Annotated in this window: 14 protein-coding genes; 6 read left to right on the top strand and 8 right to left on the bottom strand. The window is 39.0% G+C overall.

Features of this window, described 5'->3' with window-relative positions; all coding sequences use genetic code 11:
• Positions 1-246 precede the first annotated feature (246 nt).
• Both G7074_RS24400 and lysA read left to right on the top strand, forming a co-directional pair.
• Positions 247-1,560, top strand: coding sequence for an aspartate kinase (locus G7074_RS24400; protein WP_124559963.1), 1,314 nt, complete (start codon positions 247-249; stop codon positions 1,558-1,560).
• A 318-nt stretch (positions 1,561-1,878) separates the two neighbouring features.
• Positions 1,879-3,051 (top strand): diaminopimelate decarboxylase, encoded by a 1,173-nt coding sequence (lysA, locus tag G7074_RS24395; RefSeq protein ID WP_124559964.1) that lies wholly within the window; start codon positions 1,879-1,881, stop codon positions 3,049-3,051.
• A gap of 252 nt (positions 3,052-3,303) precedes the next feature.
• Here lysA and G7074_RS24390 read toward each other — a convergent pair whose 3' ends face one another.
• The 7 genes from G7074_RS24390 to G7074_RS24360 form a co-directional block, all read right to left on the bottom strand.
• A complete protein-coding gene (locus G7074_RS24390; RefSeq protein ID WP_124559965.1) occupies positions 3,304-4,662 on the bottom strand; it encodes a DUF3526 domain-containing protein in 1,359 nt (452 codons plus the stop codon).
• Positions 4,663-4,675: 13 nt separating this feature from the next.
• Complete coding sequence (locus tag G7074_RS24385; protein ID WP_205944116.1) at positions 4,676-6,133, bottom strand: DUF3526 domain-containing protein; 1,458 nt, start codon at positions 6,131-6,133, stop codon at positions 4,676-4,678.
• The gene (locus G7074_RS24380) at positions 6,133-8,625 is read right to left on the bottom strand and encodes a TonB-dependent siderophore receptor (RefSeq protein WP_124559967.1); all 2,493 of its coding nucleotides are present in this window, start codon (positions 8,623-8,625) and stop codon (positions 6,133-6,135) included. The genes G7074_RS24385 and G7074_RS24380 overlap by 1 nt, the downstream gene beginning before the upstream one ends.
• Before the next feature lie 12 nt (positions 8,626-8,637).
• Positions 8,638-9,333: an ABC transporter ATP-binding protein gene (locus G7074_RS24375; RefSeq protein WP_124559968.1), complete on the bottom strand. Its 696-nt coding sequence runs from the start codon at positions 9,331-9,333 to the stop codon at positions 8,638-8,640.
• Between the two features lie 601 nt (positions 9,334-9,934).
• Complete coding sequence (locus G7074_RS24370) at positions 9,935-10,315, bottom strand: SRPBCC domain-containing protein (protein ID WP_124559969.1); 381 nt, start codon at positions 10,313-10,315, stop codon at positions 9,935-9,937.
• Entirely contained in the window at positions 10,302-12,953 is a 2,652-nt protein-coding gene (locus tag G7074_RS24365; RefSeq protein ID WP_124559970.1) for a DUF3857 domain-containing protein, read from the bottom strand. The genes G7074_RS24370 and G7074_RS24365 overlap by 14 nt, the downstream gene beginning before the upstream one ends.
• 2 nt (positions 12,954-12,955) lie before the next feature.
• Positions 12,956-14,146, bottom strand: a complete 1,191-nt coding sequence (locus G7074_RS24360) for an acyl-CoA dehydrogenase family protein (RefSeq protein ID WP_124559971.1) — start codon at positions 14,144-14,146, stop codon at positions 12,956-12,958.
• A gap of 112 nt (positions 14,147-14,258) precedes the next feature.
• On the opposite strand from G7074_RS24360, the gene folB reads away from it, so the two are divergent.
• Together folB and G7074_RS24350 are read left to right on the top strand one after the other, a co-directional pair.
• Positions 14,259-14,627, top strand: coding sequence for a dihydroneopterin aldolase (gene folB, locus G7074_RS24355; RefSeq protein WP_124559972.1), 369 nt, complete (start codon positions 14,259-14,261; stop codon positions 14,625-14,627).
• Positions 14,628-14,747: 120 nt separating this feature from the next.
• Positions 14,748-16,031: an FAD-binding oxidoreductase gene (locus G7074_RS24350; RefSeq protein ID WP_240916401.1), complete on the top strand. Its 1,284-nt coding sequence runs from the start codon at positions 14,748-14,750 to the stop codon at positions 16,029-16,031.
• 47 nt (positions 16,032-16,078) lie between these two features.
• On the opposite strand, the gene G7074_RS24345 is transcribed toward G7074_RS24350, so the two are convergent.
• Positions 16,079-16,564 carry a thioesterase family protein gene (locus tag G7074_RS24345; RefSeq protein WP_124559974.1) on the bottom strand — a complete coding sequence of 162 codons (486 nt, stop codon included), beginning with the start codon at positions 16,562-16,564 and terminating at the stop codon, positions 16,079-16,081.
• Between the two features lie 69 nt (positions 16,565-16,633).
• Here G7074_RS24345 and G7074_RS24340 point away from each other — a divergent pair, with 69 nt between their 5' ends.
• Both G7074_RS24340 and G7074_RS24335 read left to right on the top strand, forming a co-directional pair.
• Entirely contained in the window at positions 16,634-17,068 is a 435-nt protein-coding gene (locus G7074_RS24340; protein ID WP_090763600.1) for an Hsp20/alpha crystallin family protein, read from the top strand.
• A 193-nt stretch (positions 17,069-17,261) separates the two neighbouring features.
• Positions 17,262-18,578 carry a nicotinamide mononucleotide adenylyltransferase gene (locus G7074_RS24335; protein WP_124559975.1) on the top strand — a complete coding sequence of 439 codons (1,317 nt, stop codon included), beginning with the start codon at positions 17,262-17,264 and terminating at the stop codon, positions 18,576-18,578.
• Positions 18,579-18,621: the final 43 nt, after the last annotated feature.

Raw genomic sequence — 18,621 nt, 5'->3', positions numbered from 1 at the left:
ATTTAATATCTGGTATTGAACAAATTTTGATGGATGAAGTTTGGCTAAAAACCCATTTATTTTCATTCATCCAAATTTTATTTTGTTGAGGATGTTGCTTTTAAGCTTGTTTTGCTTATTTTCACGCCCCGATACAATAATAAAGAAAATCCGGTATTAAAGTGGGTAGACTGTAACTTTTTTAAAATAGTTGTAAACTTAGAAGTTACCGCTGCTTTTTCGCTGGAAAAAACAACAAAGAACTAGATGAAAATATTAAAATTTGGGGGTACTTCTGTAGGTAGTCCCGAGCGCATGACGAAATTATTGGATATCATTAATCCAAATGAAGAGCAGATTGTGGTGCTATCAGCTGTGTCTGGTACCACAAACAGTTTAGTAGAAATTGCAAATCATTTTTTAGCTGGTGATAAGAAGAAGGGAAGCGAGTGCGTTGAAAACCTTTACCAAAAATATAAAACCTTTGTAATAGAACTTTTGCCGGCTGCCGAATTTCAGGAGCAGGGAAATGAAGTAATTGATTACCACTTTGGCTTTTTAGCTGGTTTGGCTAACGACCTTTTTACTTCAATTGAAGAAAAAGTTGTTTTGGCGCAAGGCGAATTGTTATCTACAACTTTATACCACATCTATTTAAAATCTATCGGCGTACCATCGGTATTGCTGCCGGCTTTAGATTTTATGAAAACGGATGAGGATAACGAACCGGATATTCCTTTTACCACCAAACATTTAATGCCATTATTGGAACAGCATAAAGATAACAAGCTGTTTATTACCCAGGGTTACATTTGCCGCAACAGTTTCGGCGAAGTAGATAACCTGCGCCGTGGTGGAAGTGATTACACTGCATCGTTATTGGGTGCTGCAATTCTGGCCGAAGAAGTTCAAATCTGGACGGATATTGACGGAATGCACAACAACGATCCACGTATTGTGAAAGGAACTAAGCCAATTGCCCAGTTATCATTTGATGAAGCGGCCGAGTTAGCTTACTTTGGTGCGAAAATTTTACACCCTCAGTCGGTTTTTCCGGCACAGAAATATAAAATTCCGGTTCGTTTGTTAAATACCATGGAGCCAGCCGCTGCCGGTACTTTAATTACGCACGATAGTGAAAAAGGCAAAATCAAATCAATTGCAGCCAAAGATGGTATTACGGCAATCCGTATCCAATCGAGTCGTATGTTATTGGCTTATGGTTTCTTGCGCAGGGTTTTCGAAGTATTTGAACGCTATAAAACACCAATCGATATGATTACCACTTCTGAGGTGGCCGTATCGTTAACGATTGATGAAACTGCTCATTTACCACAGATTATCGAAGAACTGGAAAGTTTCGGAACGGTAGAAGTAGATACCGACCACAGTATTGTATGTGTTGTAGGCGATTTCGGTTCTGAAAAACATGGTTTTGCAAGTAGGGTTTTGGAAGGTTTAAAACACATTCCAATCCGCATGATTTCTTACGGTGGCAGCAATTACAACGTTTCGCTTTTAATTTTAAGCGAATATAAAACAGAAGCTTTAAGAAGCCTGCACAACCGTTTATTCGAATAAGAGAAAAAACGCACCGGCTATTACGAGCAATCCGATAAGGAAATGAACCGCCAGAAAGCTTGCTGGTAATAGTCCGTTTTTATACTTTTTGCAAGAGTTAAATAAGCCAAGCGAAAGGATAAGCACAATAAATAGGGCTGCTGCTATCTTCATTTTTTGATAAATATGAGAAATAATACAATGAGCAGTAAAACGATAAAAAACCGAATTTTGCCATTGTATTGTTTATGGGTAATTCTTCCGTGCTTTAAATCGAGGTAGTTACCTATATATACCAGCCCAAAGAATAAAATTAAAATTATAATAAGGAATTTGAACATGTTCGCCGATAAAGATATATCAAAGTTTAACAATATAGAAACACCTTTTTACTATTATGATACTGAGTTGTTGCAGAAAACTTTGCGCACCTGCGCAGATGCTGCTGCTCCGTACAAGTTTCACATTCATTACGCGTTGAAGGCCAACTTCAATGCTGTTTTGCTTGAACAGATTAAAGGTATTGGTTTCGGTGCCGATTGCGTGAGTGCAGGCGAGGTGAGAAGGGCCGTTGAAGTAGGGTTTGAAGCCGGTAAGATTGTTTTTGCCGGAGTGGGTAAATCAGATAAGGAAATAAACGAAGCACTTGATCTTGATATTTTTTGCTTCAATGTAGAGTCGATCCAGGAACTGGAAGTGTTAAACGAATTGGCTGCTAAAAAGGGTAAAACGGCTCAGGTAGCTATCCGTATCAACCCGAATGTAGATGCGCACACACACCACAACATTACAACTGGTTTGGATGAAAATAAATTCGGTATCAACTCGTGGGATTTACCTGAATGTGCTGAAACGTTAAAAGCTTCTGCTAACTTAAAATTCATTGGAATCCACTTCCACATTGGTTCGCAGATTACCAATTTAGATGTTTATAAAAACCTTTGCGTTCGTGTAAATGAGTTTGCAACCTGGTTTGAAGATAAAGGCTTTACCCTAAAAGTTTTAAACGTTGGTGGTGGTTTGGGTATTGATTATCACAATCCTGATAACCAGATTCCTGACTTTGAAGCCTACTTTAAAATTTTCAATGAATTTTTAGAAGTTAAAGCCGGCCAGGAAGTACATTTCGAACTGGGTAGGGCATTGGTTGGACAATCAGCTTCGTTAATTACACGTGCTTTATACATCAAAAAAGGTAAGAAAAAGAATTTTGTGGTGTTAGATGCAGGTATGACTGAATTGATGCGTCCGGCATTGTACCAGGCTTATCACAAAATAGAGAACTTATCTCAAACCCCAAACTCCAAGGTCCAAACTCCAGGCTTATTTAAGTACGATATCGTAGGGCCAATTTGCGAGAGTACCGATTGTTTTGGTAAAGAGGTTGAGCAACCTGAGTCGTTCAGGGGTGATATTTTTGCTATCCGTAGCGCAGGTGCTTATGGTGAGGTTATGGCTTCTAAATACAATTTGCGCGACGCCATCAGATCGGTTTATAGTACCGAGATATAAAACTAAGTTTGTCACCCTGAGGCTTAATTTATTGGATAAAAATCAATATTAGTTACAGCCCCTTCGGAGTCGTCATTTCGAGCGAAGTACAACGTAGCCGAGAAATCTATTTAAAGATCTCTCCATTTCGCTGCGCTTCAGTCGAGATGACGAATCTTCTATTGGGCCTGTCAATGGTAGCTTGTCGAAGTGTTTTTTGCATATGTTTATGCTAGTCCTTTGACAGACTCAGGATAACAATCCAAGGTGAGACTAAATTCTCCTTTTTAAGGAAAAATAACCCAATCCGGCTAAAATCACAGTTAATGTGGTTATCGATAATAAGTTAATCCAGATAGCAGGAACATTTTGAGGGGTGTGTTTTTCTAATTTGTAAGTTTCTATATCTGTATTTTTAAGCTCAGCACTGGTGAAAATGGCTGGGTAAAAATGCAATCTTACTGATTCATGATACTTTCTAATGGCCTGCTGAAAATCTAAGTGGCTATCCAAGTCAGTACCTGCAAGCACATTAACACCCAATTGCATTTGTATGCTTGGGAAAAATAACGCAACTACTTCGGTAAAGTATTGTCGCGAGGCCAGCTTTTTTTCAATTAACAAACGACTTGCTACAGCTGCATCATCGCCCATTTGCTGCATGCCATAATACCAGTACCAGCTAAAGGTTTTCGCATCCGGGAAAGGATATTTTTTCAATTCAGGGTAATGCTTAAAAAAGGGTATCATGGTTACTGATTTGTCCATGTCCCATTTTTCATGGTAACCTTCACGCTGATTAATCACATTTTGTAAGGCCTCAGGCACCGGGTATTTTTTGGTGAGCAATAGATTTAAGCTTGCCGGAACCACAATACACAATAGCACCCATACGGCAATCAGTACTGAAGCGTTAAAATTCGACGATTTGTTGATGGAAATAACAACAAATGAAACAGCAAACCAGAATGTCAGATAGAGTAGAATTAAAGCCAATACTACTGCAAAGGTAGCATCAAACGGTAGTTTCAGGTAAACAGCGGCTACCAGCATAAGCACTATTGCAAGAAGAAAAATTACAATTAACCTCACCAAAAACTTACGCCAGATGATTAAAAAAGTGTTATCGATTTGTGCATTTAACAACGGCCAAATACCACTTTCCTTTTGTTCTGACAGCAGATTGTAACTAAAAGCAATAATAACCAGCGGAAACAGAAAAATAAACACAAAACTGAGATCCATTTTACCTAAAAGCAGGCTTAACGGATTACTCAGGTCTGTATCATATAGCTGACCTTCAAGGCCAAGCATTGTTACTGATATTAAATAGGGGTTTACATCGCGCTGTCCGTTAGCAAAGGCTGCCCAGGTACCAGGTGGATTGGCCACAGAAAATTTATTGTGATAGAAAAACAAGCCAATATCCTTGCCAAAATACGATATATTTTGCGCGGTTTGCTGCTTTTGCAAACTTGCAGCTTTTTCAATTACCTGTTCCTGTTTTTTGATGAAAGTTTTGCCGAAGTATAAGCCTGCAAAACCCATAAAGCTTAGCATAATGATGCCAATCCATGTAGAAGTGTTTCTGAAAAACAGCTTAAATTCTAATGTATAGATGCTTTTATTCATTTGTAGCAAGTGTTTAATTTTGGTTTGGGATAGTTTTAACCCAGCGGGCGGTGCATTGAATCATTACAACTACTGCCATTAACCAACATAATAATGAAGTGAGTGCCAGCATTTCGCTTTTCAGTACTGTGCCTAAACGGGTAAATTTGTAGTTGAAATCGGGTTGTTGTGCCCAGTTGGATCGGCTAATGGCCAGTGGTTTATCAGTTTTGCCCGGCGAAATGTTACTCATTTTATCGATCTGCAATTTGTTCATTTTTTGCGCCAGCTGGTAGCGGTAGGCTTCTGCCTGGTTTTGAAAATCGACAAAGGTTTTAAAGTCTGAAGCCGTAAGTGCCATCGAAATATTTTTGAGGGATAAATAAGGATTCAGAAAACCAGATAACATGGTTATACGGTTCTGTTCTTCAAAATTTGCGTTAAGTAGGCGCTGGTGATTGCTGTATATTTTCGAACTGATTTTTTCGCCTTCGGCCATGATATAGCCTCCATAGTTGAATGGGAGTTTTTTTACATCATCTACATGGTAGGCTTTAAGTAAAGAATCTTTAATGGAGGCATAATGGGTATCATCAGGATTGTGGCTGTCACCCTGTTTGCTAATATCGGCAGAAATGGCATTGGCAAATTCTATTTTGGAAGGCGAAGGATGGATTTTATCTCCAATAGCTTGTGTAACCCGGGGCATAATCACCATAAAAAAAATCCAGCAGGCCAGTAAGGTGGTTAATGCTGCCCGCGAACTTTGGTGATATGCGGATACTAAAACCGTAATGGCCGAAACGATAAAGAAATATACCGAATAACACAAAATTAGCAACAGCAGGCGGAGGCCCGAATCAGGATTAATTTGCCAATTGCTCAAAGAAGCCCACAATAAAATGGTGAGTAAGATGAGCGGTAAAAAAATAGATAAGCAGACGCTAATAATGCCGATGGTTTTGCCCCACAGCAGTTGCTTCCAGCTTACATTTTGGCAAAGTAAGATTTTCAAGGTGCCCGATTCGCGTTCGGCCGAGATGCTGTTGTAACCTAAAAAGAAAATGAGCAGCGGAACCAAAAGCTGCAATACCATGGCTACGCTGATTTCGCCGAACCGTAACATGCCATTGGCAAAGCTGGCTTCGCTAAAATTAACGGTATTCTGCTTGTGTGCTTCCAGAAAAATACTGACACCAGCAAAGCTTTCAATCCCGAAATCAAAAAAACTCAGTTCATGCTTTTCGCGAAAGGCCAGATAACCGTAATGCGCCATCCGGTGCGGGTGTTTATCGGGTTTCGCCAGCCACTGTGCCCTAACCAATTCTTTATAATGCAGGCGCTGGTTTTGCTGCGATTTGTAATTTTGCCATCCTACATAAGTTGCCATACAAAGCGATAAACCCAGTAGAATAATGAGGGCCATAGTGGCTTTGGTGCTAAAAGCTGCTTTAAAGGTCTGTTTGGCAATTGTTGTGATAATATTCGACATTATATACGGTAGGTTACGTTAAACATGATGTTTCTGGGGGTACCAGGAAAAAGGCGTAAATAATTTTGTGCACCAACCCAATAGGTTTTGTTTAAAATATTATTCAGGTTTGCAGCCAATTGCACCTTGCTGCCCACAGGCGAATAATAAATAGCTGCATCAAAAAGCGTGTATGCTGGCAATTCGAAATCTCTGATGTAAAGCGGAAGCTTGGTGCCACTATATTGTACACCTGCACCAAAGCCAATACCTTTTAATTTTAGGGTTTCAAGGTTGTAACGCGTCCATAAACTGGCGCTGTGCTTTGGTGTATTTTGCACCCGTTGACCAATTAACTGAGGATTAAAGTCATCTTTAATAATAGCATCTATATAGCTATAACCTGCATTAAATTGCCAGTTGGCGCTAATAAGGCCCGAAGCTTCAAATTCGAAACCCCGGCTTCGCTGTGCACCACGTTCAACTAAACGGTTTACATCTAAAGGGTCGTTTGCATTCATCAACAGGTTTTTCTGGTTGATTTCGAAAAGCGCAACATTTATCATTAAGCGCCTGTTCAGCCATTCCGATTTTGCACCAATTTCTCTGAGATCGCTCTCTAAAGGCTTGAAATTAGTGCCTGCAGGTGGCGGAATAATTACCAGACTAGAGGTGTTGCCTTGTGGCTGGTAACCTTGGAGGTAGGTTGCATAAATATTGATGTTTGGATTGAGTGCATAGGTAATTCCGGCTCTTGGCAAAAGTTTGTGTTGTGCAATTCTCTTTTCGGTAGCCAGCTGGTAATTGCTGTAATCTTTGTACCATTCCTGCCTTAAACCCAGGGTAAGCGTTAATTTGCCATAAGTAAGCTGATCTTGCACGTAAATGCCATTAACAAGATAATAGGATGGCGGAATTTCAGTTTTAGTAAAGGTGTAATCACTTAAATTTTTAAGCGTGTAAGCCGGATTAGCCAGATTGAAATGTTCTACATTGGGTACTGGCGCATTAACACCGTTTATGGTTTTAAAAAGATATAAATCCTTTTTGGCAGGATCGTAACGTGTGGCAATTGTGCCATCCTTTAAACGGTAACCCTGAGCCGAATTTTCTCCTCCGCCTCTCAGTTTCTGTGTGTTAATCCTATCGTAACCAATTACAAGCTTATGGCTAATACTAAAAGTGCGCGTATTGATACTGAAATAAGTACTCAAATTATCAGTGCCCCATTTTTGTTGTCGTTGTACTGCCCGCATAGCTGCCAACGTAGGTATAGGCTGATTGTTTTCATCAACACCAAAAGCATTGGTTGTTCTGTGTTCCAGTAAGTCTTCGTTCCAGTTTTGTTTCATATATGCTGCATTAAATGCAATACCTTTACTAAGCTGATGCGAAAAACTGGTCATTAACATCAAATCCTGGGTATTAAACCTATCGTTGCTGGCGCCCATGTTAAAGGTAATGGGCGTGCTGTTCAAATCTGTTTGCCCCGCAATGGCACCAAAAATAGCCTGCCCTCTGTCTAACCGCGAATTGCTGTTGTTCATCACCACCTCAACATTTAAACTGGTACGGTCTGATGGGCGGTAGGAGAACGAAGGTGCAATGATATAACCCTTTCTGTATTGCAGATTCCTAAAGCTTTTACCGTCTTCATAGCCTATATTTAACCGGTAAAGCAGGGTTTTATCTGTATTTAAAGGGCCTGTAAAATCTAGTGCACCACGTATCGTGCTAAAGCTTCCAGTCGAGATACTCACTTCTTTTCGGTTTTCGGTCAATGGCTTTTTAGTTACCAGGTTAATACTACCACCCGGGTCTACACTCGAAAATGTAGCGCTCGCCGGACCTTTTATTACTTCAATGCGTTCGAGATTATTGGTTAAAGGCTGATTGAAATAATACTGACGCGTACGCATCCCGTTAATAATTGCACCTTCTTCATTCTGATTAATTCCTCTGATAGCAAATTGGTTGTAATAACTGCTTTGCGATACACTGGTTATGTTTTTTACCGCGTCGGCCAGCACAGCTGCCTGCCTGTCGGCCATTAACTCTTTCGAAACCGATGAAATAGCCTGTGGAATATCTTTGTTTGCAGTGGCCGTTTTAGTAGCCGAAAAAGAATAATTGCCATAATATTTTCGGCTGTTGGTACCTATCACTTCAACAGTTTGCAATTCTTCATTTGAAGACTGTAGTGTTATCGGCTCAATATTAATGTCGTTACTGATGAGATAATTTTTGGTAAAGCCAGTGTAACCAATTGCACTTGCACTAAGTGTATAACTGGCTGTTTTTGGCAGGATTAAAGCAAAATTACCAAGCGAATCGGTGCTGGTATTCAACTGGTCTTTACCACTTTTAAATTTAATATTAGCCTTGTTAATGGCCTGATGGTTAGCATCAATTACTTTGCCGCTTACCTTAACCTGTGCCATAATGTGGAAGCTGATAAATTGGAACAAAACAATAATAAAGATGATGCGAAAAATAGCGGATATCAATTTCATGAAATGATTGTATTAAATGGTTTGGAGATACAGTTTTTGGAGATCGGCTGCACTGATTTCGCTGGCCTGGAGTGTATGGATCAGTTCGCCCTGCTTCATAATACCTATGTGTGAGCCTACATTTACCGCATTAAAAATATCGTGCGTAGCCATCAAGATCGATTTGCCCTCGTTAGCCAGCTGTTTTACCAGTTGGGTAAAGTCTTCGGTGGCCTTTGGATCAAGCCCGCTGGTAGGTTCGTCCATGAAAATGATCTTTGCATCTTTTGCAAGCGCAATGGCAATCCCCACTTTCTGGCGCATGCCTTTGCTAAAGCCCGATAAATGTTTGTGGTGTGCTTTGGTATCCAGGCCACACTGGCTTAGGAAATTAACGAGTGTTTCTTTTCCGTAGCTGAAACCTGCCAGTTTCGAAAAATAATCAAGGTTTTCTAAAGCCGATAAATGGCCATAAAGCATCACCACTTCCGGTATATAGGCCAGATGCTTGCGGCGCTGATTATCATATGGTGAAACTTCTACATTATCGATCAGTATTTTTCCTTCGGTTGGCGCAATAAAACCTAAGAAGAGGTTAATTGTAGTGGTTTTTCCGGCGCCGTTTTGGCCGAGTAAACAATATACTTCACCCGGGTTAACTGTTAAGTTGAGCTGATTTAAGGCACGAAAAGATTGATAATTCTTAGATAAAGAAATAGCTTGAAGCATAAAATAAGGGTATAGGTGCAGGCCTTGCGGCAGCACATTAAAAGAAATGAATAGATTGATTAAGAGATAACCGCCATAAATGGCAGTTTAAGCAATTAGAGCTGGCGGGCCTTTGTTGCTACACGATAAAATAAAAACAACAGTATGTTTAAACAGATAACCATCGGTTTTAAATACCGGTTTCGTAATAGGCAATGCCAGAGGTGTAGGAGAGGGGATATTGAAGAAGTGTGCTCTGTGTTTAAGTACCTCGCAAAGTTTGCATTTTAACTTTGGTGTACTCAATTGTTTTATCGGATGTCCTTTACTTAGGTATTGATTTTCAGTATTGCTTTTTTCTGCACCATGGTCATGAAGTGATTCAACCAGGGTTGCGTTTACAAATATTACCAATATCAGTAAAGCCCAAATGCGGGAAAATATTTTGCTGCGGTATGGATGCTGTAGCGACTTCAACGCAACAAAGTTACATTTAAAAAGAATATAAATGCAGCTTTGTTGCAAAATTTTTAAATATGAGCAGGTATAGAAGTAATTGTTTGTTTCTGTATAATTAGAACAAAATACCCGCTACTAAATTTTTTGTATGTAAGTTTATTCGTTATTCATCAAAAAAATCGACCAATCCACCTAAAAAATATTCTTGTATGCCTTCAGTAAAATCGGCGTAGTCTTCATCGGGGATATTGGTTTGTTTAAATTCCAATGAGGTGCCTTTTTTATCTTCGTGCAGTTTGATGGTAACGATTGAAGGCTCGTTTTCTTCACCAAAATACCATTGCTGTACAATTTGCTTAGCATACACAAATTCAATGTTTTTGCCGGTAATATCACCATCCCAGAAAGAAAATTCAGTTCCGGGTACTTCTTCAAACTCCACCTCGGCACCTGTCCATAATTTAATGCTGGTTTCTTTGGTAAGCGCTAAATAAACTTCTTCGGGTGGGGCAGGTATATAGGTGTATTTTTTAAAGTCTTTCATGATCGTCTATATCTATTGTTTCTTGCGTATTAGTAATATTGTTTTCGAGATTGCTAATCCTGAAGTTTTCATTTAAATCCTTAATTACAGCATTTCTCCAGTCATTATCGGGATAAGAAAACACAAAGGTTTGTTTAACACGTTCTGATTTGAGGAAATAAGCAATCCAAATGCCTGCAAAAATACCAATTCTTAATACAGAAAGAAATTCTGAAGGATTTAAAGCTTCCTTGTTCATTAATTTATGTAGGTAAATACTTCCAACAGTATCCAATAAGGTTACTGCAAAAGAAAAAATAAGGAAAATAATATAGTATTTCGGAAAAAAATCCCGCCTCTTATAGAATGAAACCAATATGAACATGCTAAAAACAAACAAGATTACATTAAATACTAAGGTAAAGATCACACTGGCATTAAGCAGGAATGAGTGTGGGCTTGATTGAATTCCTTCCCAAATCCTGTTTGAATAGAGGTTTTCTTTTACTGCAGAAACCAAAATAATAAGTGGATTAAGTGTAATTCCGATGCCGGGTATAACCAACCAACCGCCTAATTTCCATGCATTTTTAATAGATTCGATGTCGAAAGCTGTTCTTCTGGTGTAGCCGTAAATCGCAATAAAAGTGGTTAATAAAAAGACCAAAAATGCAACAGCGAGTAGTTGAAGATTTAGTCCATTGTTTTCAGCATCAGCAGTACCGCCCTTCCAGTAAATGCTGTAAGATAGGGTGTTGAGGATTTCTTTACTGTCTTTTATATAGTCGTTTATGCTGTTTGGCTGTAAAGAATCGTTAAAGTTTTGGTAATAATAGGTCAGTGTTAAAGTATTATACTTAGCGTTGGCTGTGTATAAAAATCTATAGTTATCATTGTCTATTGTAATGTTTTCATCTTCAAAATTCCAAACTTCGGGAAGGATAATCCTCACCTCCTGTTCGATGGTACAAGGGAATTTTAATAGGAGTGGAGCATTCCTGAATTTCTTGATTGATATAACCTGATCATTAATCAGATCGCCATAAAAGTAAGCTATCCGCTTCGAGTGATCGCTTTCACTGCGCGTCCATAAACTGTCTATTTCATAATGTTCAGTAACGGTAACAATATTTTTAGCCTCATCATCCTTAATTTCAATCGGTTCCTTTATCGTTAAACCAGGATAAAGGTTTGAATAATATTTTATGTACGTTTTTTCAATGTTATCAGCACCGCTGTTATTCAGCTCTTCTCTAAAATTATCAGCATAATTATTCGAGTACTCGCTGGTAATGGTGAGTGTTGATTTATTGGTCGACGAAGTGTCTTCAACATTAAAAACCACCAACGATTTTAATTTGCCAAGATTTTCCTGTTTGGTTTCGCTTAGTTCTTTATTACCTTCTTTTAAAACTAATACCTTTGCCGTATAAGGAAAATAGGTGTTTAAAATTGGGCCACGCTGGTTTGAAACAGTGGGGTCGATGTATATTTTTCTATCTTCAAATTCTACAAGCACCGTTTCGTGATTAAATACATTAGGACTGGGCAATAATGAAGCTGTTTCCTTTTTTAGGTAGGTATTTAGGAATACTGAATAAGCATTAATGCCATTCGCCTTTAGCAATTGGCACAATAAGGTAGATTTATCCTTGCAATCACCATAGCGTTGCTTTAATATTTTTTCAGGGCTGTTTGGCCGATGGGAATACTCACCGATTTCGATGCCCATGTACCTGATCTCATCCTGTACAAACCTGGTTGCCAGCTCAAGGTATTTTTCCTTATTTCCTTTTGCTTTGAGCTTTAATTCTGCAACTTTTTCGTTTATAATGGCAGAATTTTTCGAATAATTTTGTTGTAAACTTAATCCCCAATCAACAATTTCCTGCCAGCTGTTGTACTCAGACACCTGTACTCTTGCGAAAGGATCATAATCAGAAGGCTCAAAATCATTAGCAGGATAGGTTTTTGTCATGGAGTTTTGCCATTCGAAAACATTTAAGCCATTAACAATTGATTTTTTAAGGGGAGGAACAGCGTTGAAATTTTTTGTTCTTATTGTTCTGCCCGGCTTAAAAATGAGATTGTTGTATACGTTAACAATCTGGCTGTTTCCTTCAAAATAAATGGTATTAGAATATTTTGGAAACACCGGATTGCCGCCCTGTATGGTAAAGGCATATTCTATGCGGTCGCCCTTTCTAATGTCATCCAAAATCAGGTAAGCTGTATATAGGCCGCTGTATATGAATCTCGAAAGCTCTTTTTCGTTCTGAAGGATTTTGAAATTTTGTAAGCTAAGTTTATTTATTGGTTGATTGTTGCGCCATACCGTGAGTTGATGAAATATTAGTTTTTCATAACTGGGATCATAAGAAACCGATATTTCGGATCCATTCTGAACTCCGGTACTGTTACTGATTTCTCTGATGATATGTGAATATTGCTCTTTACTTTCGAGGTTGTTTTGTTTTTCGACAAGAAAAAGGTAATACCCGTCCTGAATATTTTTATAAGCAGGCTTATTATTCATGACATTTACTTTCTGTAACCAATTAGGCAGTTGCGGGTTAATGTCTACTTTTCCTTTCTGTGCAATGGCAAAGCCAACCATCATTTGTAGAAGGCAGATTGAGAGCGTAAGTTTTTTAATCATTTTTATTTAAAAGCGTTTAATCCTGTTACATCCATTCCCGTAATCAGTAAATGTATATCGTGTGTACCTTCGTAGGTAACCACCGATTCTAGGTTCATCATGTGGCGCATAATCGAATACTCGCCTGTAATTCCCATTCCGCCAAGCATTTGACGGGCGTTGCGGGCAATATCAAGTGCAATTTCTACACTGTTTCTTTTAGCCATCGAAATTTGTTCGGCCGTTGCGCGGTTTTCACTTTTTAAAGTGCCCAAACGCCAAACCAAAAGCTGTCCTTTGGTAATTTCGGTAACCATTTCGGCCAGTTTTTTTTGTTGCAGCTGGAAACCGCCAATCGGTTTACCAAACTGTACCCGCTCTTTCGAATAACGTAGCGCAGTATCGTAACAATCCATTGCTGCGCCTAATGCACCCCATGCAATGCCGTAACGTGCCTGGTTTAAGCAACCCAAAGGCCCTTTGAGCCCGCTTATTTCGGGGAAAACATTTTCTTTCGGGAGTTGCACATTGTCAAACACCAGTTCGCCGGTGGCCGAAGCTCTTAAACTCCATTTGTTGTGCGTTTCAGGTGTAGAAAACCCTTCCATGCCGCGCTCAACCACCATTCCCCTGATTTTGCCTGCTTCATCCTTAGCCCATACTACTGCAATATCTGCAAATGGCGCATTGCTGATCCACATTTTTGCTCCATTTAAAACATAATGACTTCCGGCATCTTTAATATTGGTTACCATGCCGCCCGGGTTCGAACCATGATCAGGTTCCGTTAAACCAAAGCATCCCATCATTTCGCCGCTGGCCAGTTTAGGTAAGTATTTTTTGCGCTGTTCTTCAGTGCCGTAGGCATAAATCGGGTACATTACTAACGAACCCTGAACAGATGCAGTAGAGCGGATTCCTGAATCGCCGCGCTCAATTTCCTGCATTAAAATACCATAAGCGGTATAATCTAAACCCGCACCACCATATTCAACGGGAATAGTCGGGCCAAAAGCGCCTATGTCGGCCAGTCCTTTTATTAAATGTTTGGGAAATTCGGCCTTTTGCGCATAATCTTCAATAATGGGGCTTACTTCTTTTTTTACCCATTCGCGCGCTGTTGCACGGATCAGTTTATGCTCGTCGGTTAACAATTCGTCCAATAAATAATAGTCTGGTGCTTCGTATAAGTCTTTTTTTGCTGATTTGCTCATGGTTATATACTAATCTGGTTAAGCAATTGGGTTCATTTCAAAGGTAACAATTTACGGCAATGGGCATTATATTCGTGAATAAAAATTTAATTTTGCAACATACAAAACATAGATGAGCCAAATAAAACAAACCGTAGCTTTAAAAGATGTAAAATGCTTTGCCTTGCACGGCTATTATCCGGAAGAACAATTAACTGGAAATCATTTTATTATAGATTTAACAACCGAATTTACACCAGTTGGATTTGATGATGAATTGGCGCAAACAGTGAATTACGAAGAGCTGAACAGCATTATCAGGGCCGAAATGAAAAATACCCAAAAGCTGTTGGAAACCGTTTTGAATAACATCATTTCTAAAGTAATCGAAATTTATCCTTTTGTAGAAAAGATCGAGGTAAGCATGAAAAAGCTTAATCCGCCAATGCCCGGACAAATAGGCCATTCTTTTGTTAAACTTAGTTACTCAGCAGCCAATTAAAATGAATTTTACCAAAATAAATACCGAAATTTTAGCAGAAATCACCTCAGCAATGGGGCGGATAAAGTTTTTACGGATATAGAAAGTTTACAGAACTACAGTCACGATGAAACCGAAGATTTGCGTTACCAGCCCGAGGTTGTGGTGAAACCCACCACGCCCGAAGAAATTTCGGCCCTCTTAAAAATCTGTAATGCCCATCATGTGCCAGTAACGCCTCGCGGTGGTGGGACAGGTTTAAGCGGTGCTGCTCTGCCTATTTATGGGGGTGTTTCTTTATCGATGGAAAAATTTAAAGCCATTTTAGATATTGATACCGAAAACCTGCAGGCTACTGTTGAGCCAGGTGTAATTACCGAAGAATTTATCAATGCTGTTGGCGAAAAAGGCTTGCTGTATCCGGTTGATCCAAGCAGTAAGGGCTCTTGTTTTATTGGCGGTAATGTGGCGCATGGTTCGGGTGGACCACGTGTAGTAAAATATGGTACCATTCGCGAATATATTTTAAACCTGGAGATAGTTTTACCTAACGGCGATATCATCTGGACAGGTGCCAATACCTTAAAATATGCTTCGGGCTATAATTTAACCCAGCTCATGATCGGTTCGGAAGGTACTTTGGGTGTAGTAACCAAAATTGTAACCAAGCTATTGCCTAAACCCTCACAATCGGTATTGATGATGGGCTCTTTTAGTACCAACGAAGATGCCTGTGCAGCTGTTTCAGCTATTTTTAGGGCTGGGGTAACGCCATCAGCCCTAGAGTTTATGGAACGAAAAGGAGTGGAGTGGGTAATTAAATTCGACGATATAAAGTTTGATTTAAAAGATGATGTTGCAGCTTTGCTCATGATTGAATTTGATGGCGATGATTTAGATGATATTTTTAAAAACTGCGAGAAAACAAATATCGTTTTAGAAGAGCATAAGTGTACAGAGGTTTTGTTTGCCGATACTGCAAGCCAGAAAGAAGAGCTTTGGCGTATGCGAAGAACCATGGCCGAATCGGTAAAATCGAATTCAGTTTATAAAGAAGAAGATACTGTTGTGCCCCGTGCTGCTTTACCTAAACTGGTAAACGGTATTAAGGAAATTGGTGGCCGGTATGGTTTTGAAAGCGTTTGTTATGGGCACGCCGGCGATGGTAACCTGCACGTAAATATTATAAAAGCCGGAATGAGCGATGAAGATTGGAAAAACAAGCTTAAATCTGGTATTGCCGAAATTTTCGAGCTCACCACAGCTCTGGGCGGTACTTTATCTGGTGAACATGGAATTGGTTTGGTGCAGAAAGAATTTATGCCAATCAAGTATTCCGAAATCCATTTGAATTTAATGCGTGGAATTAAGCAGGTTTTCGATCCAAAAGGAATTTTAAATCCTGGTAAAATAATGCCCGATTAATCTTTATCATCAGCTCCGGGATAAGATTCTGGAGCTGATGATATTACTTAAGTTAATTGCTCAAAACTCAGCATTTTCTGTTTTTCCGCTTCAGGTATTGCTGTTGGCCGTTTGGTGGCATAATCAATTGCAATACAAACTGTTTTTCCCCGACTGCAAATAACCTCTTCATTTCCTTTCAGTTTAACAATCTGATAATCCAGATCAAAACTGGTATCCCCAATTCTTGATGTTTTAACATGAATAGCAATTTTATCATGCATTACAATGGGTAAAATGTAATCCAGTTCGGCGTGGGCAATTACAATTCCGGTTTGTTTCCAGTCCCATTTAATGATTTCTTCCCAATACTGGCTTCTGGCAATTTCGAGGTAAGTAAAATACACCGAATTGTTTACGTGTCCCATCATATCGAAGTCGATAAAGCGCAAAGGTACATCAGTTTTATAGTTGAATTTGTCTGAAAAACCGCTTAAAACTGACGTTTTGTCTTTTGTTTTGCTTTGTTTTTGCCAAAATGTCTTAAAAATCATAAAAAAATGGTTTGGTATGTAAGTTGAATATGGTGTATTATCAAATTAAAAAAATAAAAAATTAGAGATATGACACTTGTAAATTTTAACAACAGAACCCGTAACACAGCTCCTTACTTTAACAATGTTTTCGATTCATTGTTTAGCGATGCGATAACTAAAAACAAAGCGGTTGATAAATCGCCAAATGTAAATATTCATGAAAATGAAACTGCTTACGTGATTGAATTGGCTGCACCAGGTTTAAAGAAAGAAGATTTTCAAATCAATTTAAAAAAAGATACGCTTTCTGTTTGGGCAGAAGTTAAAAAAGACGAAACTCAGGTAGCTAAAGATTTTACCCGTAAAGAGTTTGATTACAGCTCATTTGCAAGATCATTCAATTTACCAGATACTGCCGATGGCGATAAAATTACTGCCGAATACAAAGATGGTATTCTAAGTATCAACATCAGCAAAAAAGACGATGCTAAATTACAGCATAAAGAAATTGTAGTATCGTAAATAAAATATTCTCGAAAGAGGGTTTTTCATAATAGTTTAAGTTTAGGTTTTATAAGGTTAATGCTGGATGGCATTAACCTTATTTTTTTAAAAATGACTCTTGGGAGTTCAACGGAGAAAATTCAGTATTTAGATTGATTTTAAGTTACACACTTAAAATTAGCTTAATCTCAAAAATTTGTACTTTTGCGGCATGGAGAGAGAAATTCTGGATACGAAGCGTAAAGCACTTAAAATAAACCTTGACCCGCGTATTTATGGCACTTTTGCCGAAATAGGTGCAGGTCAGGAAGTTTCGCGAAACTTTTTTAATGCAGGTGCAGCGTCTGGAACGGTTGCTAAAACCATGTCGGCTTACGATATGACTTTTAGTGATGCCATTTACGGTGCCGAGGCAAATGGCCGTTATGTTAGTCAGAACAGGCTTTTGCAAATGCTCGATCACGAATTTGGCTTGTTAACCGAACGTTTATCGGGCGAGAAGTATGAAAGCCGTACTTTTTTTGCCTTTGCCGACACGGTAACAACCTTAAATTATAAACGTACTAACGAGCCGCATGGTTGGGTTGGTATTTGTTTTCAGAATGAACCCGGAGGCTTACCGAACGAAATCTTTTTCCACGTTCGTTTACTCGATACAGATGTAAATATGCAACAGCGTGTTTTGGGTATTATTGGGGTAAATCTGGTTTATGCTGCCTTTTATCATTGCCAGGATCCTAAGTTAATGGTCGAATCTTTGGCCGATAACTTAACAATTGATTCGGTAGAAATCGATTTAATTTCCGTTAAAGGACCTGCATTTGAAGGTGTCGACAATATTTTGCTTAATCTGTACATGATTATGAAAGATTTCTCGGCAGCAGCAATTTTTGATGCAGATGCACATCCTCGTCAGGCAAAAGATCTGTTGTACAAGAAAGATATCATGATTTTAAGGACCAAATACGGTCAGAAATCGTTACCTAACTTTAGTTTGTTTAATAAAGCAACCGATCAGTTTAAGCGTACCAATAAGGTAGAAGAAGGTAATCTTGCGGTTATGATTGAGGTTTTACTCACCAATGTATTAACCGATGCACACGAAACTCCTGATGATATTGACCTGGCTGCGGTAGCGAAGCGAACTCAGGAAATGTGCGATACCGGAAATATTGTTATCGTGTCAAACTTTACGCGCCATAACCGTTTGGCTAAGTACCTGGCTCGTTGTAAGCCAAAAAGCGTAGGCTTAGCCACTAACATCAACAACTTGAAATTTGTATTCAACTCGTCGAATTTTAAAGGCGATAATTACTCAGGTCAGTTATTGAGCTATGTAAACGATATGTTTAATACCAACGTGCGTTTATTTGCTTACCCGTTCTTAGATAAAAAGACTAACCAGGTAATTAATACCACCAATATGCCGGTTACGCCAGATGCCAAACCTTTGTTTGATTTCTTGCTGGTAAACGGTTATATTACGGATATTGAGGATTATGCTGAAAATGAAGTGAAGACGGTTTAGTTTCTGCTTACTATAAATGATTACAATGCCTGGTTTATCCTGG

It is taken from the genome of Pedobacter sp. HDW13 (assembly GCF_011303555.1).
GTDB lineage: Bacteria > Bacteroidota > Bacteroidia > Sphingobacteriales > Sphingobacteriaceae > Pedobacter.
The sequence above is the reverse complement of the archived record's forward strand: the minus strand, read 5'-3'. Positions and strand labels throughout refer to the sequence as shown.

Coding starts and splice junctions, on each gene's coding strand:
- G7074_RS24400 (WP_124559963.1), top strand. CDS start 247: ATGAAAATATTAAAATTTGGGGGTACTTCTGTAGGTAGTCCCGAGCGC.
- lysA (WP_124559964.1), top strand. CDS start 1,879: ATGTTCGCCGATAAAGATATATCAAAGTTTAACAATATAGAAACACCT.
- G7074_RS24390 (WP_124559965.1), bottom strand. CDS start 4,662: ATGAATAAAAGCATCTATACATTAGAATTTAAGCTGTTTTTCAGAAAC.
- G7074_RS24385 (WP_205944116.1), bottom strand. CDS start 6,133: ATGTCGAATATTATCACAACAATTGCCAAACAGACCTTTAAAGCAGCT.
- G7074_RS24380 (WP_124559967.1), bottom strand. CDS start 8,625: ATGAAATTGATATCCGCTATTTTTCGCATCATCTTTATTATTGTTTTG.
- G7074_RS24375 (WP_124559968.1), bottom strand. CDS start 9,333: ATGCTTCAAGCTATTTCTTTATCTAAGAATTATCAATCTTTTCGTGCC.
- G7074_RS24370 (WP_124559969.1), bottom strand. CDS start 10,315: ATGAAAGACTTTAAAAAATACACCTATATACCTGCCCCACCCGAAGAA.
- G7074_RS24365 (WP_124559970.1), bottom strand. CDS start 12,953: ATGATTAAAAAACTTACGCTCTCAATCTGCCTTCTACAAATGATGGTT.
- G7074_RS24360 (WP_124559971.1), bottom strand. CDS start 14,146: ATGAGCAAATCAGCAAAAAAAGACTTATACGAAGCACCAGACTATTAT.
- folB (WP_124559972.1), top strand. CDS start 14,259: ATGAGCCAAATAAAACAAACCGTAGCTTTAAAAGATGTAAAATGCTTT.
- G7074_RS24345 (WP_124559974.1), bottom strand. CDS start 16,564: ATGATTTTTAAGACATTTTGGCAAAAACAAAGCAAAACAAAAGACAAA.
- G7074_RS24340 (WP_090763600.1), top strand. CDS start 16,634: ATGACACTTGTAAATTTTAACAACAGAACCCGTAACACAGCTCCTTAC.
- G7074_RS24335 (WP_124559975.1), top strand. CDS start 17,262: ATGGAGAGAGAAATTCTGGATACGAAGCGTAAAGCACTTAAAATAAAC.